The organism is Acinetobacter sp. BZX-2 (assembly GCF_055179795.1).
Genome location: NZ_CM143686.1, coordinates 1783591 through 1808522, shown reverse-complemented (window position 1 = coordinate 1808522; position 24932 = coordinate 1783591). Strand labels below are relative to the sequence as shown.

30 protein-coding genes are annotated in these 24932 nt (G+C 37.0%); 12 read left to right on the top strand and 18 right to left on the bottom strand.

Annotation, left to right across the window (positions count from 1 at the left end; genetic code table 11):
• Positions 1-15 precede the first annotated feature (15 nt).
• Together ACY45D_RS08500 and ACY45D_RS08495 are read left to right on the top strand one after the other, a co-directional pair.
• Entirely contained in the window at positions 16-324 is a 309-nt protein-coding gene (locus ACY45D_RS08500; RefSeq protein ID WP_010114552.1) for a Rieske (2Fe-2S) protein, read from the top strand.
• Positions 325-364: 40 nt separating this feature from the next.
• Entirely contained in the window at positions 365-979 is a 615-nt protein-coding gene (locus ACY45D_RS08495; RefSeq protein ID WP_463109290.1) for an OB-fold-containig protein, read from the top strand.
• Between the two features lie 301 nt (positions 980-1280).
• Here ACY45D_RS08495 and ygiD read toward each other — a convergent pair whose 3' ends face one another.
• The 3 genes from ygiD to ACY45D_RS08480 form a co-directional block, all read right to left on the bottom strand.
• The gene (gene ygiD / locus ACY45D_RS08490) at positions 1281-2069 is read right to left on the bottom strand and encodes a 4,5-DOPA-extradiol-dioxygenase (protein ID WP_463109289.1); all 789 of its coding nucleotides are present in this window, start codon (positions 2067-2069) and stop codon (positions 1281-1283) included.
• Positions 2070-2224: 155 nt separating this feature from the next.
• Entirely contained in the window at positions 2225-2791 is a 567-nt protein-coding gene (locus ACY45D_RS08485; RefSeq protein ID WP_463109288.1) for an ester cyclase, read from the bottom strand.
• A 249-nt stretch (positions 2792-3040) separates the two neighbouring features.
• Positions 3041-3400, bottom strand: coding sequence for a winged helix-turn-helix transcriptional regulator (locus tag ACY45D_RS08480; protein ID WP_463109287.1), 360 nt, complete (start codon positions 3398-3400; stop codon positions 3041-3043).
• Positions 3401-4149: 749 nt separating this feature from the next.
• Here ACY45D_RS08480 and cydP point away from each other — a divergent pair.
• Genes cydP through ACY45D_RS08455 form a run of 5 tightly spaced genes read left to right on the top strand, consistent with a single transcriptional unit; the run spans position 4150 to position 7518 of the window.
• Positions 4150-4341 (top strand): cytochrome oxidase putative small subunit CydP, encoded by a 192-nt coding sequence (gene cydP, locus ACY45D_RS08475; RefSeq protein WP_120383533.1) that lies wholly within the window; start codon positions 4150-4152, stop codon positions 4339-4341.
• Complete coding sequence (locus tag ACY45D_RS08470; RefSeq protein WP_463109286.1) at positions 4341-5933, top strand: cytochrome ubiquinol oxidase subunit I; 1593 nt, start codon at positions 4341-4343, stop codon at positions 5931-5933. Before cydP ends, ACY45D_RS08470 begins: the two co-directional genes overlap by 1 nt.
• Positions 5930-7075 (top strand): cytochrome d ubiquinol oxidase subunit II, encoded by a 1146-nt coding sequence (cydB, locus tag ACY45D_RS08465; RefSeq protein WP_463109285.1) that lies wholly within the window; start codon positions 5930-5932, stop codon positions 7073-7075. The genes ACY45D_RS08470 and cydB overlap by 4 nt, the downstream gene beginning before the upstream one ends.
• 41 nt (positions 7076-7116) lie before the next feature.
• A complete protein-coding gene (gene cydX, locus ACY45D_RS08460) occupies positions 7117-7218 on the top strand; it encodes a cytochrome bd-I oxidase subunit CydX (protein ID WP_004653762.1) in 102 nt (33 codons plus the stop codon).
• 3 nt (positions 7219-7221) lie between these two features.
• Complete coding sequence (locus ACY45D_RS08455) at positions 7222-7518, top strand: cyd operon YbgE family protein (RefSeq protein ID WP_089604078.1); 297 nt, start codon at positions 7222-7224, stop codon at positions 7516-7518.
• 68 nt (positions 7519-7586) lie between these two features.
• Here ACY45D_RS08455 and ACY45D_RS08450 read toward each other — a convergent pair whose 3' ends face one another.
• The 4 genes from ACY45D_RS08450 to ftsY all read right to left on the bottom strand — a co-directional run bounded on the left by ACY45D_RS08450 (position 7587) and on the right by ftsY (position 11105).
• A complete protein-coding gene (locus tag ACY45D_RS08450; RefSeq protein WP_463109284.1) occupies positions 7587-8123 on the bottom strand; it encodes a GNAT family N-acetyltransferase in 537 nt (178 codons plus the stop codon).
• A 148-nt stretch (positions 8124-8271) separates the two neighbouring features.
• Positions 8272-8949, bottom strand: coding sequence for a YccT family protein (locus tag ACY45D_RS08445; RefSeq protein ID WP_463109283.1), 678 nt, complete (start codon positions 8947-8949; stop codon positions 8272-8274).
• A gap of 173 nt (positions 8950-9122) precedes the next feature.
• Positions 9123-9716, bottom strand: a complete 594-nt coding sequence (locus ACY45D_RS08440; RefSeq protein WP_463109282.1) for a nitroreductase family protein — start codon at positions 9714-9716, stop codon at positions 9123-9125.
• A 279-nt stretch (positions 9717-9995) separates the two neighbouring features.
• Positions 9996-11105, bottom strand: coding sequence for a signal recognition particle-docking protein FtsY (gene ftsY, locus ACY45D_RS08435; RefSeq protein WP_463109281.1), 1110 nt, complete (start codon positions 11103-11105; stop codon positions 9996-9998).
• A 210-nt stretch (positions 11106-11315) separates the two neighbouring features.
• On the opposite strand from ftsY, the gene ACY45D_RS08430 reads away from it, so the two are divergent.
• Both ACY45D_RS08430 and ACY45D_RS08425 read left to right on the top strand, forming a co-directional pair.
• On the top strand, positions 11316-12680 hold the full coding sequence (locus ACY45D_RS08430) for a M16 family metallopeptidase (RefSeq protein WP_463109462.1): 1365 nt from the start codon (positions 11316-11318) through the stop codon (positions 12678-12680).
• Positions 12681-12690: 10 nt separating this feature from the next.
• Positions 12691-14244 carry a M16 family metallopeptidase gene (locus ACY45D_RS08425; protein WP_463109280.1) on the top strand — a complete coding sequence of 518 codons (1554 nt, stop codon included), beginning with the start codon at positions 12691-12693 and terminating at the stop codon, positions 14242-14244.
• A 10-nt stretch (positions 14245-14254) separates the two neighbouring features.
• Here the strand turns inward: ACY45D_RS08425 and ACY45D_RS08420 are convergent, their stop codons facing one another.
• On the bottom strand, positions 14255-14581 hold the full coding sequence (locus tag ACY45D_RS08420; protein WP_463109279.1) for a hypothetical protein: 327 nt from the start codon (positions 14579-14581) through the stop codon (positions 14255-14257).
• A gap of 235 nt (positions 14582-14816) precedes the next feature.
• The gene (locus tag ACY45D_RS08415; protein WP_120385038.1) at positions 14817-15173 is read right to left on the bottom strand and encodes a hypothetical protein; all 357 of its coding nucleotides are present in this window, start codon (positions 15171-15173) and stop codon (positions 14817-14819) included.
• Between the two features lie 221 nt (positions 15174-15394).
• Here ACY45D_RS08415 and ACY45D_RS08410 point away from each other — a divergent pair, with 221 nt between their 5' ends.
• The 3 genes from ACY45D_RS08410 to ACY45D_RS08400 all read left to right on the top strand — a co-directional run bounded on the left by ACY45D_RS08410 (position 15395) and on the right by ACY45D_RS08400 (position 16733).
• Positions 15395-15628, top strand: coding sequence for a hypothetical protein (locus ACY45D_RS08410; RefSeq protein ID WP_463109278.1), 234 nt, complete (start codon positions 15395-15397; stop codon positions 15626-15628).
• 156 nt (positions 15629-15784) lie between these two features.
• Positions 15785-16162, top strand: coding sequence for a DUF2750 domain-containing protein (locus tag ACY45D_RS08405; protein ID WP_463109277.1), 378 nt, complete (start codon positions 15785-15787; stop codon positions 16160-16162).
• A gap of 139 nt (positions 16163-16301) precedes the next feature.
• Positions 16302-16733 carry a CBS domain-containing protein gene (locus tag ACY45D_RS08400; RefSeq protein WP_463109276.1) on the top strand — a complete coding sequence of 144 codons (432 nt, stop codon included), beginning with the start codon at positions 16302-16304 and terminating at the stop codon, positions 16731-16733.
• A gap of 181 nt (positions 16734-16914) precedes the next feature.
• Here ACY45D_RS08400 and trpB read toward each other — a convergent pair whose 3' ends face one another.
• From trpB to ACY45D_RS08355, 9 genes are all read right to left on the bottom strand, one after another.
• Positions 16915-18123, bottom strand: coding sequence for a tryptophan synthase subunit beta (trpB, locus tag ACY45D_RS08395; RefSeq protein ID WP_463109275.1), 1209 nt, complete (start codon positions 18121-18123; stop codon positions 16915-16917).
• A gap of 87 nt (positions 18124-18210) precedes the next feature.
• On the bottom strand, positions 18211-19398 hold the full coding sequence (locus ACY45D_RS08390; RefSeq protein ID WP_463109274.1) for a vWA domain-containing protein: 1188 nt from the start codon (positions 19396-19398) through the stop codon (positions 18211-18213).
• Between the two features lie 15 nt (positions 19399-19413).
• A complete protein-coding gene (locus ACY45D_RS08385; RefSeq protein WP_463109273.1) occupies positions 19414-20265 on the bottom strand; it encodes an AAA family ATPase in 852 nt (283 codons plus the stop codon).
• 20 nt (positions 20266-20285) lie between these two features.
• Positions 20286-20699, bottom strand: a complete 414-nt coding sequence (locus tag ACY45D_RS08380) for a hypothetical protein (protein WP_463109272.1) — start codon at positions 20697-20699, stop codon at positions 20286-20288.
• Positions 20692-20997 (bottom strand): YcgL domain-containing protein, encoded by a 306-nt coding sequence (locus tag ACY45D_RS08375; RefSeq protein WP_120385030.1) that lies wholly within the window; start codon positions 20995-20997, stop codon positions 20692-20694. The genes ACY45D_RS08380 and ACY45D_RS08375 overlap by 8 nt, the downstream gene beginning before the upstream one ends.
• A 180-nt stretch (positions 20998-21177) precedes the next feature.
• Positions 21178-22320 (bottom strand): ribonuclease D, encoded by a 1143-nt coding sequence (locus ACY45D_RS08370; protein WP_463109271.1) that lies wholly within the window; start codon positions 22318-22320, stop codon positions 21178-21180.
• A 351-nt stretch (positions 22321-22671) separates the two neighbouring features.
• Positions 22672-23268, bottom strand: coding sequence for a recombination mediator RecR (gene recR / locus ACY45D_RS08365; RefSeq protein ID WP_463109270.1), 597 nt, complete (start codon positions 23266-23268; stop codon positions 22672-22674).
• Between the two features lie 10 nt (positions 23269-23278).
• Positions 23279-23608 (bottom strand): YbaB/EbfC family nucleoid-associated protein, encoded by a 330-nt coding sequence (locus ACY45D_RS08360; RefSeq protein ID WP_010114606.1) that lies wholly within the window; start codon positions 23606-23608, stop codon positions 23279-23281.
• 116 nt (positions 23609-23724) lie between these two features.
• Complete coding sequence (locus ACY45D_RS08355) at positions 23725-24912, bottom strand: O-succinylhomoserine sulfhydrylase (RefSeq protein ID WP_463109269.1); 1188 nt, start codon at positions 24910-24912, stop codon at positions 23725-23727.
• Positions 24913-24932 lie beyond the last annotated feature (20 nt).

Genomic DNA, 24932 nt, shown 5'->3' with positions numbered 1-24932 from the left:
TCTGAAAAAATTGCAATGACAGAAGAGATTCAAGAACGTACTGCACGTGCTTTTGACACAATGACGGGTGATACGATTTTTATTACCCAGCGCGATGGTGCATTCTATGCTTACCAAAATGTATGTCCGCATTTGCAGACAGAACTTGAATTTCTAGAAAATCAATTCTTAGATCAAGATGGTGAGTATATTCAATGCTCTACGCACGGCGCACTGTTTGAGGTTGAATCAGGTGAATGTATTTCAGGGCCATGTATCGGTGATAAACTTGAAAAAGTAAACATCGCTGTTCACTCAGATGGCGGTATTTATATCATTGATTAATTAAAATTATTTTAAATAATCAATAAACCAAAGGACTGTCATGTTGGAATTCTTATCAGAATCTGAATTAATGCCGTTTCACATTTCTGTGGTGGCTCTATTTCTGCTCAGCATGGCAGAAACCGCAGGCTATTATATCGGAATACGCCCCAGTACTTTTTTAAAGAAAGTTTCTCCTCATTGGTTAATCGTTTCTCCACTGGTACAGGTGAAATTTTCTAAAGTACTGATTTTTGTATTCTTGTTAATCAATTTTAGTTTTGCTGGTTATTTTCTTCAATTGGTCATGCACGCAACGCAACAACATTTTATTGCATGGTATTACGTCATCTTGCCTGCCTTAGTTATGGCAATCTTCTTTACCGTGTTTATGATTCACTGTTTGGATCAGGTGATTAAACCGAAAGTTGTGACCAATAAAGTCAATCTTCTTGGGCGCTTAGCGACCGTATCCAGTGGCAATGCCCGTCCTGGGTTTTCCGCACAAGCACGTGTGCGAGATGAATATGGGCAGTTGCATTATGTCCAAGTAGAACCTGAATTTGGTGAATTAGAGTTTCAATCTCAAATTCTTTTGATCCGTTTTCGCAAATCACACTACATTGCTAAAAAAATCTCAATCTCAAATCATTTATTCAGTTCTGAAAATTTTTAAAACTGTATGAATAACACTGTACATTGAAAATGTTGTACATCGAGAAAAGCATATTAAATGTTTATTTTATGATTGTTTTCATGTGCTATGTAAGTATCTCCACGTCTTAAAAAAACATATAAAATTCCACTGCTCGTTTTTTCTAAACTGATAAAAAATCTTAAATTATTATCGTATTAATTCTCAAACGAGCGGTTTATCACCGCTATATTTGTTTATGTATATTAAATTTTAGCAATGATGATCGAGTCAATGTTGCATGCTAAAAAATGACTCAATCTCATGCAGGCAAGCCATCTATTTAACCAATTTGCACTGAAAGCATGCTAATTGATTTTCCTTGCAGACCATCGACAAAGATATCAATTGGATCACCTTCCGCCATTAACGCTGCAATATATAAAAATGGTAAATAATGCTCAGCGGTTGGCACACTCTTCTCTGCACCAGGTAGTTTCATATAATCTGCAAGTGCATCTATATTTCGTGCAAATAAGTATTCTTTTACACTGTCATCAAACTGTGTTGCCCAATCATAATGAGGGGCATCAGTCTTCCAATTCATTTCATAAAGATTATGGACAACGTTACCGCTACCTAGAATCAATACACCTTGCTCACGCAATTCACTTAATTTTCGCGCCAAACTTACATGTTCCTGACCAGTGAGCCTCGAATCAATACTCAATTGCACAACTGGGATATCTGCTTTTGGATAGACATGCGCCAAGACTGACCAAGTACCATGATCTATTCCCCAACCTTGATCTAATATGACTTGTTCAGGAGACAATAGCGCTGCAATTTGTTGAGCCAACTCTGTATCCCCTTTAGCAGGATATTGAAAGTCAAACAATGCTTGAGGGAAACCACCAAAATCATGAATTGTCTTAGGGTTCTGCATTGCAGTTACCCCAATGCCTTGGGTATACCAATGCGCTGAAATTGCCAAAATTGCTTTAGGCTTTGGTAGATTTAAACCCAATTGTTGCCATGCCAAACTATATTTATTCGTTTCTATCGCATTCATGGGCGTACCATGACCAATAAAAACAATTGGCATTTTTTGAGGTCTTGAATTTGATGTCATAACTAAATCCATAAAATCATTTAAATTCTATTTCAGAGCATCGATCACTTGCGAGAGTGGAATTTGGACAATTTTCACTGTTATTGACCATTCAATATCAAAGTTAAATTGACGATAAAACACACTTTCGCAAGAAATTGAATCATCTTTTAGGCTTATTGTCCTAAGCCAATTTGTTGCATGAAGGATTGGTTATCCCAAAACAAATACTCTTCATCCATCGTGCCATTTTTCCAATGACCCACTGTCACCATTTTTAACTTAAATGCTTTACCTGTAGGCGGTATGGTCTTTCCATTGCCAATAGGCATCGGCTGACTAAACGTCCCTTCCATTTCACCAATCACACTGGTCCATTCACCAGAGGCGATACGCACGGGATGTGTTTTAATTTTAGTATCAGGTGCAAAAACGAACATTTTTTTTAATTCTACAATATGATCTGGAATACCGACTGTTGTACTACCATCAGGATAATGCACACGAATGTTAGCAGCATGGCTTTCTTTAAAACGATCCCACTTTTGATTACTGTAAACATCAAAATCTAAAGTATCAAATTTAACCAGATGTTCATTACCAATGCGTTCAGCCTCTCTATATTGAGCCAACTCTTTTGCATCTTTCTTTGATAATGAAGTACCTGCTTGGCTGGTAGCAGAACTCAATGCCATGACTAGGCCTAAGGTGATATGTGTAAATACATTTATTTTTTGCATCATGTGATTTCCTATCAATTGATTGAGTGTATTGGTATCTAAACAGATCGCACACTCTTTGAATTTTCAGTAAGTCATTTAAAACATCGCTAGACCCAGTAAAGGATTGATAGCAAATTAGATTATGCTTGAGATCGTCCAAATCGTAAACTACATACAAATTTGTAACCATTGCAAAAAATAATGAGCACAAAACAGATATTAGCTTTTATATCAATAAATTGAATAAACACAATACCTTAAAGATTCACGTTAAAGTTGCGTATATTCAGCAACTTCCAAAGTGTTCTTAGGTGTTTGCCAACGCCCCGCCAATTCATCTAAAACATCCAATACAACACGTAATTCCTGCCCTTGCTCTGTAAAAGAATAGATCACTTCTTGCCGAGGATTATGGGTAGGAACGCGCTGTAAAACACCAGCAGTGATTAAATAACCGAGCTGCTCATTTAAAACTTTTGACGAGATACCAGGAATACTGCGATGAAGGCTATTGAAGTTCAATGCATCATGCAATTTTAGAATATGTAAAATATGTACTGCCCATTTACCACGAAGCATATTCGTGATCACTTCCGCAAGGCAAATAGGTTCAGGGGTTTTCAAAACCATCATTTTTTCCTTTTTATGGAGTCATGTTCCATCATGTATTATTGATATTTGTATTGTAAAAATAGCCTTATAGTCAAATCTAAGCACTATGCATCCTACAAAAAAATCAACACTAAATTATGTAAAATTTATCATAATTAAAATGAATAACTTAGCTTTTATATAGCTTAAAAGCCACGTATCAAAAAATCATGAACCTTTGATTAATTTTGCTTTTATTAAACAAATTAAATATTCAAATGAACGTATTATTGTGTCAATTTAACCATTCAGCATTTGTTTTAATTTCACCTTCCTCACTCTATCCCCAATATCAAAACCATATAGTTACAATATTTCTCATTCATCAATTCAACAGAATAAATCCCCCCTACTTAACTGGTTAAATGAATAATCTTATGCATTTATTCGAATTTATTTTTTAATTTAGCTTTTAAACCAACCATTTTACTATGATTAATTTTACTCCATTTTTATTTTAAAAATTCTTAAATATTAATTCAAACCAAATTAGTAGGAATTTAATATTTAAACATGACCATTTTAGTTGGTTTTAATTTCCTTAAACACGACTATTTTAATCAACTTTTATTTTAAATATTTTTAGTTTATTTTTTAACATGTTAATTTTATAAATTATTGTTTTTATTATATTTAATAATATATTTTTATTTTAAATGTATTTTCTATTTATTTTATGTAGTGTTTTGTTTAATAATATAAAAGTAATTAAATTATAGGCTTTAATCATGAGCTTAAAATCAAATGATTTAAATCGTCGCCTCGTCAGAGAAATAACAATCATATTAATAATTAAGATTGTGCTTTTAATGACGATCAAACATATCTGGTTTGATGCACCGACAATTCCTAAAAATTTTGACAATCAAGTTGCTGAGCGTATCGCTGGCAGTCCTTCTCAAACCAAGGAGACACGTTGATGATTTCTGAAAGCGTGGTCGATCTTTCGCGGTTCCAATTTGCAATGACCGCGATGTATCACTTTATTTTTGTACCACTGACACTCGGTTTAGCTTTTATTCTTGCCATCATGGAAACCACTTATGTGATTTCAGGTAAAGAAATTTATAAAGATATGACCAAGTTCTGGGGAAAACTCTTCGGTATTAACTTTGCCTTAGGGGTAACCACTGGTCTAACCATGGAATTCCAGTTTGGTACAAACTGGGCGTACTATTCACACTATGTAGGTGATATTTTCGGTGCGCCACTCGCTATTGAAGGATTAATGGCTTTTTTCCTTGAATCAACTTTTATCGGTTTATTCTTCTTTGGCTGGGATCGCCTTTCAAAAGTTCAACACTTAAGTGTGACATGGTTAGTTGCAATTGGTTCTAATTTATCTGCTTTATGGATCTTAGTTGCCAATGGTTGGATGCAAAATCCTGTGGGTTCAGAATTTAATTTTGAAACCATGCGTATGGAGCTTGTCGATTTCGGTGCTTTAATCTTCAACCCAGTGGCTCAAGTGAAATTTGTACACACGGTTTCTGCGGGTTATGTCACTGGTGCAATCTTTGTTTTGGCAATTTCTAGTTATTATTTATTGAAAAAACGTGATTTGCCATTCGCTCGTCGTTCTTTTGCAATTGCTGCAATCTTCGGTTTAGCGTCGACATTATCGGTTATTTTACTAGGTGATGAATCAGGTTATGAACTTGGTGATGTTCAAAAAACTAAATTAGCCGCGATTGAATCTGAATGGGAAACACACCCTGCACCTGCATCATTCACGTTGTTTGGTATTCCAAACCAAGAGGAACAACGTACTGACTATGCAATTAAAATTCCTTATGCGATGGGGATTATTGCAACACGCTCGGTTGATAAACAAGTGACTGGCTTAAAAGATTTGATGGTTCAGCATGAGGCTCGTATCCGTAATGGTATGGTGGCATATAGCGAACTTGAAAAACTTCGTGCAGGCGATCGTTCTCCTGAACTGATGGCATCATTTAAAGAAAATCAAAAAGACTTAGGTTATGGCCTACTTCTGAAAAAATATACACCAAATGTTACAGATGCGACTGAAGCACAGATTAAATCTGCAACTAAAGACACGATTCCTCATGTAGCAAGCTTATTCTGGTCATTCCGCGCAATGGTTGCTTCTGGTTTTCTGATGTTATTGCTGTTTATCTTAGCCACATTTGCCGTAGCTAAACGCAATGCTGAAAACAAACCGTGGTTACTCAAATTTGCATTGTTTGGATTACCATTACCGTGGATTGCTGCTCAAACAGGTTGGTACGTTGCTGAAGGTGGTCGTCAACCATGGACGATTGGTGAAGTACTTCCTACCCATCTCTCTGCATCGAGTTTAAGTACAGGTGATGTTTGGGGTTCTATCATTGCACTAGCTGCATTTTATACAGTATTGCTGATTATTGAGATGTATTTAATGATCAAATTCTCTCGTTTAGGGCCAAGTTCTTTACATACCGGTAAATACCATTTCGAAAAACTTGAAGTGAACACGAATGCAAATCACGCTGGGGAGACTCAATCATGATCGAATATGAACTTCTCAAAATCATCTGGTGGGTATTGGTTGGGGTCTTGTTGATTGGTTTCGCCCTAACCGATGGTTTCGACATGGGCTCTATGGCGCTCATGCCATTTGTAGGTAAAACTGACGATGAACGTCGTGCAGCCATCAATACCATTGCACCTCACTGGGAAGGCAACCAAGTTTGGTTTGTGACTGCTGGTGGTGCGCTATTTGCTGCGTGGCCAATGGTTTATGCGACTGCCTTCTCGGGTATGTATTGGGCGCTACTCTTGGTCCTATTCGCACTGTTTCTCAGACCAGTGGGTTTTGACTACCGTTCTAAACTGACCAATACCCAATGGCGTACATCATGGGACTGGGGTTTATGCATCGGTGGTGCTGTGCCTGCATTAGTTTTCGGCGTTGCATTTGGTAATATGTTTTTAGGTGTACCTTTTACTTTGGATGAAACTGTACGTTCAACTTATACAGGTAGCTTTTTTGCCCTACTCAATCCATTTGCATTGGTTTGTGGTCTAGTGAGCTTGTCTATGCTTTGTGCACACGGTGGTGCATGGTTAATGTTGCGTACAGATGGTGACTTACGTCAACGCTCTGCTAAAGCAACACAGTTGATGGGCATTATATTCTTGGTTTGTTTCTTAGGTGCTGGTGCATGGTTATATTTTGGTGGTATTCAAGGTTATACCCTCGTTACACCTTATAATACCAATGGTGTTGCCAACCCATTAGCGAAACAAGTCCTCACCGATATGAACCCAGGTTGGATGAATAACTATTCAACTTACCCAATCACCATGCTTGCTCCAATTGCTGCGATTTTAGGTGCAATCATGATTATCTTGGGTGCAGGAAAGAATAAGGCTGGAATTAGCTTCGCAGGCTCTACTTTAGCTGTAACTGGCTCGATCTTAACTGCAGGCTTTGCGCTATTCCCATTCTTAATGCCTTCTAGCATTAACCCAACAGTCAGTTTGACCATGTGGGATGCTGTTTCAAGTAAGAATACCCTAACCGTAATGACCGTTGTTGCTTCTATTTTTGTTCCACTTATTTTGGCGTATACCACTTGGTGTTATTACAAAATGTGGGGCGTGATTACCAACAAACACATTCAGGACAATTCACACAGCCTGTACTAAGGCTGTGTCATCACCTAATTAATAGCATTGGAGAATAAGCGATGTGGTATTTTGCTTGGATTCTTGGGGTTTTGATGGCGTGCTTTGCAGGTGTTTTAAGCGCACTTTACATCGAACATCATCAAGATTTGGATGAGGAATAAACCATGACAGAAATTGCAATGACAACAGAAGAAAACAAGCCGAACAAAATTGCGATGGCCATTTCATTTTTGATGGCATTGCCGCTTGCAAGTGTTTTATTAATTCACCCTGCCATGATGCTGGATGTCAATGGTCACTATAATCATAGTGCATTGATGATGGTGATGATTGGTATTTCAGGTGGATTCATTCACGGTGTAGGATTTCTGCCACAGTTTTGGGTTTGGAAATGGCTGTTTAGCCCTTATATTGCATGGCCACTCATGCTTTGGGGCTATTACACTTGGTTCTTGACCTAAGCTAAAGAAATAAAAAACCCTGATGAATTCAGGGTTTTTCTTATTATGCGCTCAGAAAATAGTTTAGATCATTCATGAATCCCTTTTCGCATCTCAACCAAATGCAAATCAACCATCGGTTTTCCAACATCAGCATCTAAAGGATAATCATCAATCACACCTGTCTGCACATAACCACGGCGTTCATAATACGCAATCAGTTCAGTTCTTACATTTAACACCCACATCACAAAGTCATTTAAATATTGATGCTTTAATGCAATCTGTTGTCTTACATAATTTTCAGCAAAATCTAAAACCTGTTTACCTATACCTTGATTTTGCAAATGTGGTGCAATGCAAAATGTACCGATTTCTATATCATGCTTATTAAACGTTAAACCGATACAAGCAACGGTTTCCCCATCCTGTATAGCAATCCATAATTGGAAGTTGTCTTGAGATAATGCATGTTCAAGCTGTGAGGTATTTATGCGTTGCCCTGTGACGATTTCAGCTTCACTGGTCCAACTATTGCCATGTTGTTGCCGATATGCGGAGTTAACTAAATCCACAAGCTTTGTAATATCCGCACTTTGTGCAAATTTAAATTTGAAATGGTTCATTGAGTTATTTTTCTATATGGATTTAATAATGAAGTACAACAAATATAACAGTTTTAAAAAATCAAAGCATAGCCTGCATCAACATTTCTGAGTTACAAAAAAAAGACCATCAAATGGTCTTTAAAGTTGAACTCTTCAAATTTCTAAATTATTGCTCGGCCAACCACGTCATAAACTTTTGACGTTCTGCCTTAGACGCTTTTTGCCACATTTGAATCAATTGTTGATCTGTTGAGTTCGTACTAGAAACAACGTTTGAGCTATTTGTTGATACAGAATTTACCATCGTAACTGGAGCTGTAGTATTTGCAGTTGCATATACTGCTGCTGGTTGATTACTTGGCGTTTTATTACGTGAAGTCAAATCAACAACTTTTCCAAAAACACCAGTGCTTAACCACGGTTTTTGCTCATTATTCGCACCTGTTTGCTGTACCAATAATTGATTATTACGGTCATAGATTGCAACTGTAGGCTGCTCTGCATACTTTTTAGCATCATCAAAACTTTTAGGTGCATTGACCAAAGCCAATTTATAAGTTTGACCATCCTTCAAATGAGGCGCTTTAATCGTCACAACACCCGATTTTAAAATGTCATGTTCGCCATTTAAATGCTCAAAATACTGTTGATAGCGCACACTCAAATCTACCGTCCCTGCATCAACTTTATATTCATTGTTTTTTGAGCGGAATAATCCTGCATTCACTTCTTGATCATTCACCGCAAGTAACACAATTTCCTCAGGTGCAGAAATCGTCACTGCTGCAAAAACTGATCCACTAAGCATTAAACCTAATGCAGCAACGCCATATTTAAATGCCATGTTGTTCTACTCTTTTGTCAAAAAACTGTAAAATTTAAAGCACTATGCAATGTCGTGATGACAGTTTTATGACAAATGAATATTGAATGGTTTCGAATTCCGATCTCATACAACATACAAAACAAAAAAAGAGCACCGAAGTGCTCTATTTGGGGTTTAAACCAATCTTGAAATTAGTTAAACGTTTTAAAACGTGTTGCATCATCAATAAATGTTTTTTCGCCAGCAGGCGCTTCAATTGAACCAAATACCAACTGTGCACGAAGTTTCCAATCTGCAGGTACACCAAACACTTCTGCAACTTCTTCATCTACAATCGGATTATAATGCTGTAATGACGCACCAATACCCGCTTCTGACAACGCTGTCCACGTTGCAAACTGCGCAATTGCGGTAGAATGCTCAGACCAAACTGGGAAGTTATCTGCATACAAAGCAAACTGCTCTTGTAAACCTTTGATCACAGCCATATCTTCATAAAACAATACTGAGCCTGCGCCTGCAATAAAACTGTTAATTTTTGCACTTGTACCTTCAAATGCTTCTGCAGGAACAATTTTACGCAACGTTTCTAAAACGATCGTCCAAAACTTCACATGTGAATCACCAAATAAAATCACTGCACGTGAAGATTGCGAGTTAAATGATGATGGACTTTGTTTTACTGCTTCTTTGATAATTTCTTCTATTTTAGCTTGACTTAAGCTTACATTTTTACCAATCGCATAAATGGTACGACGTTGCTTGATTTGATTTAAAAATGACATGGTTGTAATCCTTCGCTGACCATTTTTGGTCGTGTTCTTTAAGATGGTCACAGTTTAGGTGATCTCAAAGCTTCACGTCAGCCTTAAATCAATAACAATGTGTTCTATTTTTAGAACAATAATAGGTATAGCAAGTCTAAATATGAATATTTTTAGTTTTTTGCCAATAAACTCAAAACAGCATAAAAATACGCATCATACAAAATTTCCATAAAAAAATAGGCCATTTATTCAATGACCTATTTATAAAAACTGATTTACAAAAATAAAAATCTAAGATTATTTATCAGTTTCAAATAATGCAGCAACAAATGCTTTAGCAGAGAATGGACGTAAATCATCGATTTTCTCACCCACACCAATAAAGCGAATTGGCACATGAGTACGGCTAGCGATATTAAATAACACCCCACCTTTCGCAGTACCATCCAGTTTGGTAATGGTCAGACCTGTCAAACCAACAGCTTCATCAAAAGTCTCAACTTGATTAATCGCGTTTTGCCCTGTCCCTGCATCAACAACCAACATAATTTCATGCGGTGCTGTTGCATCAATTTTTTGCATTACACGTTTAACTTTGGTCAACTCTTGCATTAAGTTACTTTTGTTATGCAAACGCCCTGCTGTATCTGCAATGAGTACATCAACACCTTTGGCACGTGCACTTTCAAATGCATCAAAAATAACCGAAGCACTATCTGCACCATGACCTTGCGCCACAACAGCAATATTATTCCGTTCACCCCAAATTTGAAGCTGTTCTGTCGCAGCAGCACGGAAAGTATCACCCGCAGCAAGCATGACTTTTTTGCCTTCACCTTGCAAACGTTTAGCTAACTTACCAATGGTCGTGGTTTTACCCACACCATTCACACCAACCACTAAAATCACAAATGGGTTTTTATTTGGGTCAATATGTAATGGCTTGACACGTGGTGCAAGCAATGCAACCAACTCTTCTTGCAATGCTTTGTACAGTGAATGTGAATAGATCAAATCGCCACGTGCTGTACGCTCAGTCAAATTTGCAATAATGGTTTTCGTTGCATCGACACCAATATCAGCAACTAAAAGTTGTTCTTCAACTTCTTCTAACAGCTCATCATCAATTTCTTTACCACCGATCAAAATATTAACCATACCATCTGCAAAATTCTTGCGCGATTTGGTTAGGCCTTCTTTCATTCGGCTAAAGAAACCACCTTTGCTTGTTTCTTCAACTTGAGCGACTTGTTCAGTAGTATTTACAGGTTCTTGGGTATGAGTTGGAGCGGCTTCTATTTTATTATTTTCAATAATAGGCACATCAACGGCTGGTAAACTAGGTAAAGTGACATCGTCATCCCCGATATCCGCATCAATCAAGAATTTATTTTGCTGTTCTTGCATGCCGATTCCTTGAAAAGCATAGCGTTAAAAAAGAAAGAGTTTAGCATAAATTACACCGATTTTTAGCGTTTCACTGGCTTTAAAGCACTCGAACCAAAAAGCAACATGAAACACTTGCTTTAAATGGTTAATTTTTTAAGAATAGTTCTAAATTTTAAAAGAATATCTAGGCGATTTGTGCGTATTTTCAAAGCGAAATTCATCAGACCTATGCAACAAAATAAAACCTTGATCAGCTCTATTCTCTTTGCATCGCTCGGTGTTTGGACGAGTCAGATACATGCTCAAACACAAAGCCAATTGGCAAGAACCACCTTTGAAACAACATTAAAAAATGGTTTAAAAGTCATCATTCGTGAGGATCATCGTTCGCCGATTGTCATGACACAAATTTGGTATGGTGTGGGTAGTAGTGATGAGTCGGGCAATGTACTCGGCATTTCTCATGTGCTTGAACACATGATGTTTAAAGGCACGCAAAAAGTTCCAGATGATGAATTTAATCGCCTGAGTAGGCTTTATGGTGGATCTACCAATGCGACGACCTATAATAATTACACCAATTATTATCAACTTTATCCTAAAAAGTATTTTCCTTTAGCACTAGAATTAGAAGCAGATCGCATGAAAAATCTTGTATTGAAACAACAAGATTTTGAACCTGAAATTAAGGTTGTTATGGAGGAAAGACGTCAAAGAACAGACGATAATCCTCGAAACTTAGCGTATGAACGCTTTAAATGGATTGCTTATCCAACCAGTCATCATCGTCAACCTGTGATTGGTTTTATGAAAAATTTGAAAAATATTCAAGTAGATGACTTAAAACATTGGTATCAAACATGGTACACCCCCAATAATGCAACATTGGTGATTGTCGGTGATGTCAATGCCGAACAAGCTTTAAAACAAGTTGAAAAGTATTTTGCAGCTCTTCCTAAAAAACAACTCCTCGACCGAAATGATGTGCTTGAATTTGATCGTGTGGGTTATCGCCATATGGAAATTGAACTTCCAGTCCAAGTCCCGAATTTATTTATGGCTTGGAACGTTCATTCTATTGCAACAGCGAAAAATCCACAAGATGCTTATGCATTAACCATTATTCAATCCTTATTGGATGGAAGTATTTCTGCACGACTCCAAGACCGCTTAGTTCGAGATAAAAGGGTTTTAACTGCAATTAGTGTGAGTTATGAACCTTATAATCGCGGTGATAGCTTATTTATGATCTCAGCATTACCCAGTGAAGGTGTATCTTTGGAAGAAGCAAAAACTGCTATTGAAAAAGAAATGAATTTATTTAAAACCGAATTGGTCAATCAAACTGAACTCGATCGCGTTAAAAACAACTTCATTTCAAATCTAATCTATAGCCAAGATGATATCGGTGGGCAAGCCAATATGATCGGTAAACTTGAGGTGAATGGCTTAAGTTTTCGCCTTATTGATGAATTACCTAAACATTACGACACGGTCACACCGCAAGACTTACAACGTATTGCCAATATTTACTTCGTCAAAGAAAACCTCAGTAGTTTGTATTTGACGCCAGAAACACCAAAAGATAAATAGGATGATGACAATGCGTTTATTCAGAATATCCTTAAAAAAACCATTACTTTTACTCAGTCTTTTACTGTGTCCTACACTAAACCATGCTGACATATCACCTAATGAACATGAAGGCGCTTTAACGCCTCTGTCTGAGACACATTTAAAAGCCATTTCAACATTACAAAGTCTCAAAGATCTTGGTGAACAACAATACGATCAAGCGCCATTTGTACAAGATTTACAAAATACTCAAAATGTCCGCACATTATTTGTCGCTGCGCAAGATTTACCCATCGTAGATATTCAACTCACCTTTAATGCAGGTTCAGCGCAAGATGAAACGCTCGGAAAAGGATTGTTTGGGATGTCAAATATGGCTGCAAAACTCATAACAGAAGGTACAGAACAGTATTCTGCCAAAGAAATTGTCTCTACATTTGAAGGTCTTGGCGCTCAATTTAATGTCAATGCTTATCGTGATATGTTCATCGTTAAACTCAGAGTTTTATCCGATCCTGAAAAACTCAATCCTGCCATCAACATGATGCTGCATGTACTCAACCATTCTCAATTCAAAGCATCTGGTTTAAATCTTGCACTCAATAACACCAAAGTGGGACAAAAACAGCTCCAAGAAAATCCTAGCCGATTGATGGGAATAAAATTTTATCGCGCTTTGTATGGACAACATCCATATGCTGAACCGACAGTAGGAACCAATGGGAGTATTCAAAAAATTACCCCTGAATTGTTACGAGCATTTCGGGATAAATTACTCGTTGCACAAAATATGAATATTGCAATTACAGGTAATTTAACCAATGCCGAAGCGACACACATTTCTAACTTAATCAGTCAGAATCTGACTCAAGGTCAAGCAGCAGAAACACTTCCACAACCACAAGATCAAAAAGATTTTAATATTCAATATATTCCATACCACTCAACCCAAGCTCATGTAACAATGGGACACTTGGCGATCAAGCGTAATGATCCAGATCGAGTTGCCTTAGAAGTTGCAAACCAGATGTTTGGGGGCAATGGCTTTAATTCTATACTCATGAAAGAATTACGAGTAAAACGTGGTTATACCTACGGCGCTTATAGCACGCTCACGTCGACTGCTGCACAAGGTTTATTTAGTTTGAGCTATGCAACAGAACAAAATCAGTTGATGGACAGTATTCGTGTTGCTCACCAAGCATTAAACGATTTTATAAAAAAACCAATCTCGAACAAGCAACTTGAAGAAACAAAAGAAGGAATGCTACGTTCTTTCCCTATGACTTTCAGCTCAAATGCCAACATTAATGCACAAATTGCAGCAATTGGGTTTTATCAACTTCCCGCAGACTATCTCAGCCAATATCAAAAACAGCTAAGCGAGATAACAACACAGCAATTGCAACATGCCATTCAAAAAAACTTACATGCTGACCGCCTAACTTTAGTGATTGTTGCGAATCAGCTGGATGAAAAGGCGTTGAAAAATATGTTAAATAGCAACATAAACTCAGCTCAAAGGATTCAACCTGATACACCTAATTTGATCATTAAAACCACAATCAGACCTTCCAAATAAAGCACACTTTTTATTCTGGATCAGTGATATCTACTGCGGGATATTTTTTAACATGGCTATTTTCAAAATGATAAGCCCGTAGCAATCGCAGATATTCTATTCTTTTAATGCGCTCTTGATGCTGCAATTGAACTGCTATTTTTTGTGTTTTGGGGCATGTCGCCTGTTTTGAATATTGTGCCACTAAACGATATTGTTCAGAATTAATCGGTCGAAGCAAAGCCAAAGCTGCAACGATCAAAATGATAGAAATCATACTGATAATGCAATAATTCAAGATATTTTCCATAGGAAATGAAGAATACAATTTTTGAAAATAAGCTTTGAATTTGCGCATGAACTACCTCTAACTCTCGATAGTTTAATCATCCTTAACCGAAAAATATAGCGCTTTCTTAGCTTTGCACTGTATAACATTTTCAAACAGCTCAGTTTTTGTTTGATGAAATACACATTCAATTTCTAACTTTTTCAACCATTGTGCTGAAAATTTAGGCTGCACAGAAAAAACCTTATTCACATAAAATTGAATAAGGTTTTTGTGATTTAGAAATTTTCCAATTGAATCCCAACTAAATAACTGCTCTCAGAAATGCGAAATATAAAATAACCGCAATAATGATCAGCACAATGCTTACAGCGAATACCCCGACCCCACTTTCTGCATGCGCAGGATGCAAATCATCATCGTCTGCAAGTCTTCTTAATTCGCCGTCATATATGCGATAAAACCCCGCCTTTTGCGTTGGATTCAAATCTTTGGTATAATCGTACACGCGTTTCCGTTGTGCCAAACAATAATCACCTAGATGTATTTCTTGATGATAAATTGCTTCGTCCAACTGTTTACGATGATACTGAGCTAATTCAACGATTTGAGATTCAGCTGGAGGTACATCAAAAGTAAATCCATCTATTACATTTGTCATGTTGTTCTCCCTTTGTCATAATTCTCATATTAATTTTAATAAATATTATTTCTGATTAATGTTTAATCATGTAATCATGTGTTCGTCAAGTACCTTTTGTAAATTACTTGACAAGTGAAGTAAATTGTAATATTAGTTTAATAAAGTTAAGTTAGATTAGTTAAGTATAGGTTCCGTTGGGGAGCCAAGTTAAAGATCATAATTACAATAAGGAGTTATATATGATTCATCAAATCTCTCATCAAGACTTAGAACATGTTTATGCAAATGCAGTAAATACAATTCAATGTGAAATGAACTTTGTAGATGCGGTAAAAGCGTTAGAAGATGCAGCAAAAGCTGGACATGGTAAAGCAGCAATGTTTCTTGCAGAACTTTATTTCCAAGGTTTCCGCGTAGAACGAGATTCACTTAAAGCGCAGTACTGGCAAAAGATGGCCACGATGCAAGCCTAATTAAACGTCACCTCGGTGGCGTTTTTTAATACCTGTTTTTTAATGATTTATTTTTCAACTGATTTTAATAAATTCTTACGATTCAATACAAAGTGTACGCGGTTCTGAGCCGAATTTCCTTTAGAATGGTGGGTGCGATAGACACGATTGTAAATCATGAAAAAATATATACACCTTCAACCCATCTCAAATGAGTTGTTTCTTAAAATTTCGGTTCTAAAATCATTAATGTATTGTGGCGTATTATGGGGACTTTACCACGAAGGTTGGGCAATGAAGTCTGATCAAAATGAAGTCTTCTTTCCCTTTTGGCTCAATTCAGTTCAAGCATTTCAATATGCAAAAATTCATTGGCCACATTATACACCTCGAAAAATCACCCCTAAAGATTTTGAAGAATCATTGCTACCGACATTAAAGCGTTTGAATGTTAAGCCTGCATTGTTTAATTCATCATCACGTAAATTTAAACTTTCAACAACTCAAATGCATCATTTCTTTTTTAACAACAATATTCAATTTCAAGCCGTTTAATTTCAAAACAGTTTTGGAGTTTTAAAGCAACTGTAAAATTTTATTGTTATATTTTTGACTGCAAAGTATTTGCAATCTTTAAAAATACAGTTAAGTTAAAAGGATGCAGTATAAGCATCAACGAAAAGGAAGAATAATTATGACGACAGTAGCACAAGTGATCCAAGACAAAGCTGGACAAGAGATTCATACCATTTCACCCACTGCCACGGTATTAGCAGCAATTACGCTGATGGCAAATAAAGGGATTGGTGCACTGGTTGTCACTCAAGATTCGAAAGTCGTTGGAATTTTATCTGAACGTGATTACACCCGTAAAATCGCCTTGATGCAACGTACTTCAGACCATACCACTGTTGCAGAAATTATGACACCTAAAGTCATTTCAGTGATGCCAAGCCACACGGTAGAAGAGTGTCTAAACCTGATGACCGATGGTCATTTACGCCATTTACCTGTGATGGAAGGTGAAAAACTAGTTGGATTTATCTCTATTGGCGATTTAGTCAAAGCAACAATGGAAGATCAAAGAAAACTGATTGAACAACTACAACAATATATCTCAGGCTAATTTTGAATTTTGAATTTTGAATTTTGAATTTTGAATTTTGAATTTTGAATTTTGAATTTTGAATTTTGAATTTTGAATTTTGAATTTTGAATTTTGAATTTTGAATTTTGAATTTTGAATAAGAATATCTCATCGGTATTTTAATCATATTAAAATACCGATTTAATAAGAAACTATTGGATCAATTTAAACCCAATTTTCCAGCGACATAATCAGCATCTTTATCACCACGACCTGATAAATTCACAACAATTTTAATGCCTTTATCCATTTTTGGTGCTTCACGAATTGCCCATGCTACCGCATGTGAACTTTCCAATGCTGGAACGATACCCTCTACGCGAGACAGTGTCATAAAAGCATCTAAACACTCTTGGTCTGTTGCTGTTGCATATTCAACACGTCCAATATCTTTCAAGAAGCTGTGTTGAGGGCCAACACCTGGATAGTCTAAACCTGAAGCAATAGAATGTACGGGTAAAGGTTCACCCTGCTCATTTTCAAGGACATAACATGCCATACCGTGAATTTGACTTGGCTTGCCCAATGTTAATGTCGCAGAATGCATATCTGTGTCTAGACCATGACCCGCAGGCTCTACACCAACTAACTTGACAGCTTCATCACTTAAAAATGCTGTAAATGCACCTATCGCATTTGAACCACCGCCCACACAGGCCACAACATAATCAGGTTGAGCACCAAAACGATCTTGAGTTTGGACTTTGATTTCATTCCCAATAATCGATTGGAAATCACGAACCATTTTCGGAAAAGGATGAGGACCCACGACTGAACCGATGGCATAGATGTAATTTTCAGGATCTTTTAAATACTCTTCAAAAGCGCTGTCTACTGCATCTTTCAGTGTCGCTGTACCTTGAGTTACCGCAACCAGTTTTGCACCCAAAATCTTCATTTTCACGACATTTGGGTGTTCTTTTTCGATATCTACTTGCCCCATATGAATTTCACATGGAATACCGACCAATGCACATGCTGTTGCCAAAGCCACGCCATGCTGGCCTGCACCAGTTTCAGCAATGACCTTGGTTTTCCCCATATACTTGGCAAGTAAAGCCTCACCTAGACAATGGTTAATTTTATGTGCACCTGTGTGATTTAGATCTTCACGTTTCAGATAAATCTGCGCACCGCCCAATTGATCTGAAAGGCGTTTAGCATGAAATAAAGGACTTGGACGACCAACATAATGCGTAAATAAGTCTGCTAATTCATTTTGAAATTCAGGTGTCTTACGAATCTCTTCATAAGCCACATTTATCTCGTCCATGGCTTGTTTTAAATGAGGAGGAATAAACTGACCGCCATATTCACCAAAAAATCCGTCTTCATTCGGTAGAGCAACACCCTTGATGTGATGATTCATTTCATTCCCTCATTTAAAAATTACAGGTTGAATTCTAAAACGACTCAACTCAGCTTTTGACTAATTGAATAAATATGATTTGCTTATTTAACGAGATAAATACTTGGTCATATCTTCAATGCCTTTTAAGGTCATTGGAAACATATGATCGTCAAATATTTGCTTAATCATATTAATCGTTTGCGTATAGTGCCAATATCCTTGTTCTTCAGGATTTAACCACGCTGTTTTTTCAAAATGATTACGTAAACGACGTAACCAAACATCGCCTGCTTCTTCATTCATATATTCAACAGAACCACCGACTGACTTTAACTCATAAGGTGCCATACTCGCATCACCAACCACAATGACACGATAGTCTTTACCATAGGTGTTAAATAGATCCCATGTGTTCATACGAGTTGAAGAACGACGATGATTGTCTTTCCAAACATAGTCATATAAACAGTTATGAAAATAAAAATATTCTAAAGTTTTAAACTCTGTTTTAGCAGCACTAAATAACTTTTCACATTGTGCAATGTGTGAATCCATAGACCCCCCCACATCGAACAACATTAAAACTTTGATACGATTACGACGCTCAGGCACCATTTGAACATCTAAAATGCCCTGCTTTGCCGTTTCATAAATTGTACCGTTAATATCAAGCTCTTCAGCCGCACCCTGACGAGCAAATTTACGCAAACGACGCAAAGCCATTTGCATTTGGCGTGTACCTAAAATTTGCTCATCATCGAGGTTTTGATATTTACGCTGTTCCCAAACCTTTACAGCAGATTTTTTACGACCTGGCCCACCAATCCGAACACCTTCAGGATGGTCACCAAAAGCACCAAACGGAGATGTTCCGCCAGTACCTACCATTCGATTACCACCTTGATGTTTTTTATGCTGTTCACGCAAGCGTTCTTCCAACATTTTCATCAATTCTTCAAGCGAACCTGCTTTCATCAATTCTGCACGCTGCTCAGGTGTTAAATGCTTTTCAAGCAGTTCTAAATCAAACCAATCTTTAGGTAGTTTTTGAACTTTATTGAGTAAATCATCTATATCAAAAGTATGAATACCTTCGAAATAATCTTTCATGGCACGGTCAAATTTATCAAAGAATCTTTCATCTTTGACCATCACCGTTTTCACCAATTGATAGAAATCATCTTGATCTGCAAAAACAAGACCTTCACTGACCGCCTGATTTAAATCAATCAATTCACGTGTCGAAACAGGTACACCGTATTTTCTCAGGGTATAAAATAATCGCACAAACATGTTGCGATCTCCCTATTAACGACGTGACATAAAGGCTAAGCGCTCAAGCAATTGCACATCTTGCTCATTTTTGATGAGTGCGCCATACAGTGGTGGAATCGCTTTTGATTTATCGTGATTACGCAATACATCTTCTGGCATATCATCTGCCATAAGTAAGCTTAACCAATCAATCAACTCAGATGTTGACGGTGGTTTTTTTAAGCCCGGAACTTGACGTAATTTAAAGAAGACTTGTAAAGCTTCTGAAACCAAAGTCCCTGAAATATTAGGGAAATGTACTGCGATAATTTCACGCATGGTTGCTTCATCAGGGAATTCAATATAATGGAAGAAACAACGACGCAAGAATGCATCCGGAAGCTCTTTTTCATTATTTGAAGTAATAATCACGATCGGACGCTGTGTCGCTGTAATCGTTTCATCTGTTTCATAAACGAAGAAAGACATTTTGTCTAATTCATGCAACAAATCATTTGGAAATTCGATGTCTGCTTTATCAATTTCATCAATCAATAAAACACAACGTTCCTCACTGGTAAATGCATCCCACAGTTTACCCGGCTTGATATAGTTTTTAATATCGTAAACACGATCATCACCAAGCTGACTATCACGTAAGCGTGAAACAGCATCATACTCATACAAACCTTGCTGTGCTTTGGTTGTAGATTTAATGTGCCAAGTAATCAGTTTTAAGCCCAAACTTTCTGCGACTTGTTCTGCAAGCAAGGTTTTCCCTGTGCCCGGCTCACCTTTCACCAATAATGGCTTTTGTAATGCACGAGCTGCTTTTACAGCAAGTTTTAAACTATCAGTCGCAATATATTGCTCAGTACCTGTGAATTGTTGAGAATCTACAGACATAAATAACCTTTATTTTTTATTTAAAGTGGTGAAATATTTTTTGCTACAGTGCTTTGTTTCGTACTTTTATTGGCTTTGTATTTAGACCAACAGAATCCAACAATCAAACCGACACCAATCACAAATACAATCAATGCGAGATTTGACCAAATTAAAGGAGAATCTTTGGTTAAAATACCAAATAACAATCCAAAAATTGCAGGTGCAACTTCGGAGTTAGGTCCTTCAGAAATTGTTGGGGTTGCAATAATTGCAAATACAATGATCCATGTAATACCGCCAAGTGGTGAAGGTAAACGTTTTGCAATCGAATACCAACACCATAAAATCAAAACTGTCCCAAGAACATAGACTGAGATCGCAATATTATCTTCTGGTATAGAATCAAATAGGTGTAAGAAATTTGCCCATATTCCTGATAACTGTTCAAGCACCACGTAGTCCCTCTGGTTCAACCGCATTTGGGTTAATTAAGCCCTCTGGCGGCATTTGAATAAAGAAGCCTTTTGTGTTTAATGAATCTAAAACATGTAACACATTTACACGTGCTAATTTTTTATTTTCATTTAATTCAAGATGCATGACATGGGTTGCACGACCAAAAGCAGCACGCAAAGGTTCAGACAAGACCGCTAAAGGATCCGCATTTTCATCTTCATTTGGATGATTTGGACGAGCCACATAAAGATACATTTCATCTTTTTTGCTCGATTTATAAATATCACAATGCATTTTAAACAACAGCTTCAATAAAACTCATATCACAGCATACATGAAAAAAACGACAGATACAGTATCGAAAACTAACGCATCAGTCGTTATTTATGATCAATTGTTAAATATTTGATCAACCTAAAATTTCTATTATCAAACCAGATCTTGCTAAAAATTCTATGATAAATAATTTAGAAATTAGTCATTTACCTTCATTTGCGTACTTAAATAATTTAGATCATTATGTAACATACGAACCAGTGGCTGCGTCAATAAATCATAACGCCAACCCAATAAATAACGCGGTAAATCCTGTTCATCACCTTTAAATACCACATGATGATAGAGTGCATTTAGCCATTTTTTACGCATAAGTACTTCTTTCGGGACTTGTGTCTCTAAAGAAATATTTGAAATCAATTCATCCACTTCAAGTGTCACACCTTTTGATGAGTGCTTAATTGGACGCGCTATACGCAGCGGCCATTCGTCAACTTCAGGTAAGAACTTCAATAAATCTAAAATGGTCTTGCCATGTTCACGTACAATATTCGGTCGAATACCTTTTACGTGTGACAATTGGAAATTGTTCTTAGGATTCATTTCAACCAAATCGATCATGGTCGAACTTTTAAGAATAAAGCTTCGAGGCTGATTGAGCGCTTTTACCATTTCTTCACGCCAAACACTCAATTGCTGTAGTTGCATCAACTGTTTACGTGAATGTCGATAATTTCCAATATCGCTATACAGCTTTTCTTTAGGTGTTTCTAAAGCAATTTCAAAAGTTAAATTCTGACAATCCTCAATGACTTGCTGATATAAATTTTTCTCAGCTAATTCAGACTTCACCTTTTCAGCCAAATGCATAATATACAACACATCATTGGCCGCATAATTCATTTGCTCGTTGGTCAGCGGACGTGCAAGCCAGTCTGAACGCGTCTGATCTTTATCAATATCGATATCGAGAATCAATTTCAATGCATTTTGATAACTCACTTGCAAACCATGCCCAAGGAAGGACAATGCAACTTGTGTATCAAACACATTTTCTAAATTTTTCTTATCTGAATAATGATAAATGAGGTCAATATCTTCACCACATGCATGAAAAATATTCTGCCTTGCATGAAAAAGTTTGTTCCAAAAATTGTGTAAATCTAAAGTTGTACCGTCGAGCAGAAACACTTGACCATTGACATTGATTTGAAACACACCGAGTTTAGGCCAAAGCGTATCGACTTTTATAAATTCAGTGTCTAGGCCATAAGTCGAGGTGTGTTGCATTAAATCCAACACATTTTCGAGTTCAGCCTGTTGATTGATAAATTGAAACATGTCAGTTTGTGTCAAAATGTTACATTTAAATAAAATATGATTTTACCTGAATATATAAAATTTAAATATAAGATTTTTCAACTAATTCTCCATAAATATCTTATTTTTCAACAAAATTAACATTGTATAACTAATTTATATATAGTTTTTACAACTTACTAAAATAAAAATTTTTTATAAAAATGATGAATATAAGCATTTCTTAAATTGCATTTTTGAGTCTACATAAAACTTTTGAACAAATGTAAATATTTTTTAATAAAAAAGGATTTGTTCATCATTTCAGACCAATTGCATTATCGCAAACCTATCTAAAAGATCAACAAACCCTTAAGTCGTTTTCTTGACTTGTTATTTCATACGCATTCGATTATGTACAGCTTGGCTAAGCGTATGACTATCCACATATTCCAACTCACCACCCTGTGGTACACCTTGGGCGATACGCGTCATTTGTAAAGACAAATGCTTAGTTGCCTCAACCAAATAATGTGCAGTCGCTTGCCCTTCTACTGTAGCATTGGTTGCTAAAATCACTTCTGAAATTTTACCATCGCTCAAGCGTTGAACCAAATATGGAATACCAATCTCTTCAGGGCCAATACCATCTAAAGGAGACAAATGTCCACCAAGTACATGATATTTACCTCTAAAGCTACCGCTTTGCTCAATTGCCATCACATCTGCGGGGGACTCAACCACGCAAAGCAACTGATCATCACGATCGTTTGAACAACAAATATCACAGACTTCATTTTCAGTCAGTGAATGACAAAGACTACATTCATGAATATAGGAAGTTGCCTCATTCAGCGCATGCGCTAAGCCAATCGCGCCTTCCTTATTTTTCATAATCAAATGTAATGCCATACGTTGAGCTGACTTTGGCCCAACACTGGGTAAGATTCGCAAGGCTTGTACAAGCTGATCAAAACGGTCGCTAAACACCTGTTAATCCTTAAAACAAACCTGATAAACCCGGTGGTAATCCCATACCAGAGTTTGCTTCTTTCATTTTCGCTTCAGAAATGACTTCTGCTTGACGTGCTGCATCATTCATTGCAGCAGCAATCAAATCTTCGATCATATCTGGATCGTCTTGCAACAAATCTGGGCTAATTTCGATACGTTTAACCACGTTACGGCAAGTCATGGTGACTTTCACCAAACCGCCACCAGCTTCAGCTTGAACTTCAGTTTGTGCAAGTTGTTCTTTTGCTTTTTTAACATTGCTTTCCATGTCTTTTTGCATGCGTTGCGCTTGTTGCATCAGCATATTAATATTCATAAAATTCTCCGAACAAAATCCTAAATTTGGCAAACATTGTAATCTAGGTTTAAAACAAAAACGATCCAAACCTAGCGCAATTGTTAAATAATGACTTAGATAAATAGATTATTTGATTAAATTAAATCTAAACCATGTGAAAGATCACCAATAATATCTTCGATATTTTCTAAACCAACAGATACTCGAATTAAACCTTCTTCAATTCCCGCAGCCTGTTTAGCTTCAGCTGACATTCTACCGTGTGAAGTCGTCGCAGGATGGGTAATCGTCGATTTTACATCACCTAAATTACTGGTAATGGATAAGAAACGTGTATGGTCAATCACCGTCCAAGCACCTTGACGAGCACCTTTCACCACAAAGGAAACTACACCACCAAAACCTGATTGTTGTTTTTTCGCCAATTCATGTCCTGCATGATGTGGTAAACCTGCATAATAAACTTTTTCAACTTTTTCATGTTGATCCAGCCATTCTGCTAATTTTTGTGCGCTTTCACAATGTGCCTTCATACGCAAACTTAAGGTTTCTAAACCTTTTAAGAAAACCCAAGCATTAAACGGACTCATCGAATTACCTAGAGTACGAATAACACCATTGATTTCTTCAACCAGTTTATTCTTACCAACAACAGCACCACCCAATGCACGACCTTGACCATCGATATATTTTGTCGATGAGTACACAATCAAGTCCGCACCAAATTTGATGGGTTGCTGTAGCACAGGTGTACAGAAAGTATTATCAACTGCAAATAAAGCACCATGCGCATGGGCAATATCTGCAATCGCTTGCATATCACCCACTTGAGCCAATGGATTAGACGGTGTTTCAATAAACAATAAACGCGTATTTGGACGAATCGCTTGTTTCCAAGCATCTAAATCTTCTAAGTCAACAAAAGTGACGTCGACAGCAAATTTAACAACATATTTTTCAAATAAAGAAATAATTGAGCCAAAGACCGCACGTGAGCAAATAACATGATCACCTGCTTTTAAATATGCCATACATACTGCGTGCACTGCCGCCATACCTGAACTGGTTGCAACTGCTCGTTCAGCACCATCTAAGATCGCAAGGCGTTTTTCAAAAGCTTGTACCGTTGGATTGGTATAACGTGAATAAGTATTTCCTTCAATCTCACCTGAAAATTTCGCCGCCGCATCAGCAGCATTTTCACAGACAAAAGATGAGGTCAAGAAAATTGGTTCACTATGCTCACCCTCAAAACTACGATTATGACCTGTGCGAATTGCTAGCGTATCCAATTGGTATTCGATGTCGTCTTGTTGGCTCATTTCAACTACTCAGTTCTAAA

Bases quoted from the DNA above. Each gene is read 5' to 3' on its own strand.
- ACY45D_RS08500 (WP_010114552.1), top strand. From the start codon at position 16: ATGACAGAAGAGATTCAAGAACGTACTGCACGTGCTTTTGACACAATG.
- ACY45D_RS08495 (WP_463109290.1), top strand. From the start codon at position 365: ATGTTGGAATTCTTATCAGAATCTGAATTAATGCCGTTTCACATTTCT.
- ygiD (WP_463109289.1), bottom strand. From the start codon at position 2,069: ATGACATCAAATTCAAGACCTCAAAAAATGCCAATTGTTTTTATTGGT.
- ACY45D_RS08485 (WP_463109288.1), bottom strand. From the start codon at position 2,791: ATGATGCAAAAAATAAATGTATTTACACATATCACCTTAGGCCTAGTC.
- ACY45D_RS08480 (WP_463109287.1), bottom strand. From the start codon at position 3,400: ATGGTTTTGAAAACCCCTGAACCTATTTGCCTTGCGGAAGTGATCACG.
- cydP (WP_120383533.1), top strand. From the start codon at position 4,150: ATGAGCTTAAAATCAAATGATTTAAATCGTCGCCTCGTCAGAGAAATA.
- ACY45D_RS08470 (WP_463109286.1), top strand. From the start codon at position 4,341: ATGATTTCTGAAAGCGTGGTCGATCTTTCGCGGTTCCAATTTGCAATG.
- cydB (WP_463109285.1), top strand. From the start codon at position 5,930: ATGATCGAATATGAACTTCTCAAAATCATCTGGTGGGTATTGGTTGGG.
- cydX (WP_004653762.1), top strand. From the start codon at position 7,117: ATGTGGTATTTTGCTTGGATTCTTGGGGTTTTGATGGCGTGCTTTGCA.
- ACY45D_RS08455 (WP_089604078.1), top strand. From the start codon at position 7,222: ATGACAGAAATTGCAATGACAACAGAAGAAAACAAGCCGAACAAAATT.
- ACY45D_RS08450 (WP_463109284.1), bottom strand. From the start codon at position 8,123: ATGAACCATTTCAAATTTAAATTTGCACAAAGTGCGGATATTACAAAG.
- ACY45D_RS08445 (WP_463109283.1), bottom strand. From the start codon at position 8,949: ATGGCATTTAAATATGGCGTTGCTGCATTAGGTTTAATGCTTAGTGGA.
- ACY45D_RS08440 (WP_463109282.1), bottom strand. From the start codon at position 9,716: ATGTCATTTTTAAATCAAATCAAGCAACGTCGTACCATTTATGCGATT.
- ftsY (WP_463109281.1), bottom strand. From the start codon at position 11,105: ATGCAAGAACAGCAAAATAAATTCTTGATTGATGCGGATATCGGGGAT.
- ACY45D_RS08430 (WP_463109462.1), top strand. From the start codon at position 11,316: ATGCAACAAAATAAAACCTTGATCAGCTCTATTCTCTTTGCATCGCTC.
- ACY45D_RS08425 (WP_463109280.1), top strand. From the start codon at position 12,691: ATGCGTTTATTCAGAATATCCTTAAAAAAACCATTACTTTTACTCAGT.
- ACY45D_RS08420 (WP_463109279.1), bottom strand. From the start codon at position 14,581: ATGCGCAAATTCAAAGCTTATTTTCAAAAATTGTATTCTTCATTTCCT.
- ACY45D_RS08415 (WP_120385038.1), bottom strand. From the start codon at position 15,173: ATGACAAATGTAATAGATGGATTTACTTTTGATGTACCTCCAGCTGAA.
- ACY45D_RS08410 (WP_463109278.1), top strand. From the start codon at position 15,395: ATGATTCATCAAATCTCTCATCAAGACTTAGAACATGTTTATGCAAAT.
- ACY45D_RS08405 (WP_463109277.1), top strand. From the start codon at position 15,785: ATGAAAAAATATATACACCTTCAACCCATCTCAAATGAGTTGTTTCTT.
- ACY45D_RS08400 (WP_463109276.1), top strand. From the start codon at position 16,302: ATGACGACAGTAGCACAAGTGATCCAAGACAAAGCTGGACAAGAGATT.
- trpB (WP_463109275.1), bottom strand. From the start codon at position 18,123: ATGAATCATCACATCAAGGGTGTTGCTCTACCGAATGAAGACGGATTT.
- ACY45D_RS08390 (WP_463109274.1), bottom strand. From the start codon at position 19,398: ATGTTTGTGCGATTATTTTATACCCTGAGAAAATACGGTGTACCTGTT.
- ACY45D_RS08385 (WP_463109273.1), bottom strand. From the start codon at position 20,265: ATGTCTGTAGATTCTCAACAATTCACAGGTACTGAGCAATATATTGCG.
- ACY45D_RS08375 (WP_120385030.1), bottom strand. From the start codon at position 20,997: ATGCATTGTGATATTTATAAATCGAGCAAAAAAGATGAAATGTATCTT.
- ACY45D_RS08370 (WP_463109271.1), bottom strand. From the start codon at position 22,320: ATGTTTCAATTTATCAATCAACAGGCTGAACTCGAAAATGTGTTGGAT.
- ACY45D_RS08360 (WP_010114606.1), bottom strand. From the start codon at position 23,608: ATGAATATTAATATGCTGATGCAACAAGCGCAACGCATGCAAAAAGAC.
- ACY45D_RS08355 (WP_463109269.1), bottom strand. From the start codon at position 24,912: ATGAGCCAACAAGACGACATCGAATACCAATTGGATACGCTAGCAATT.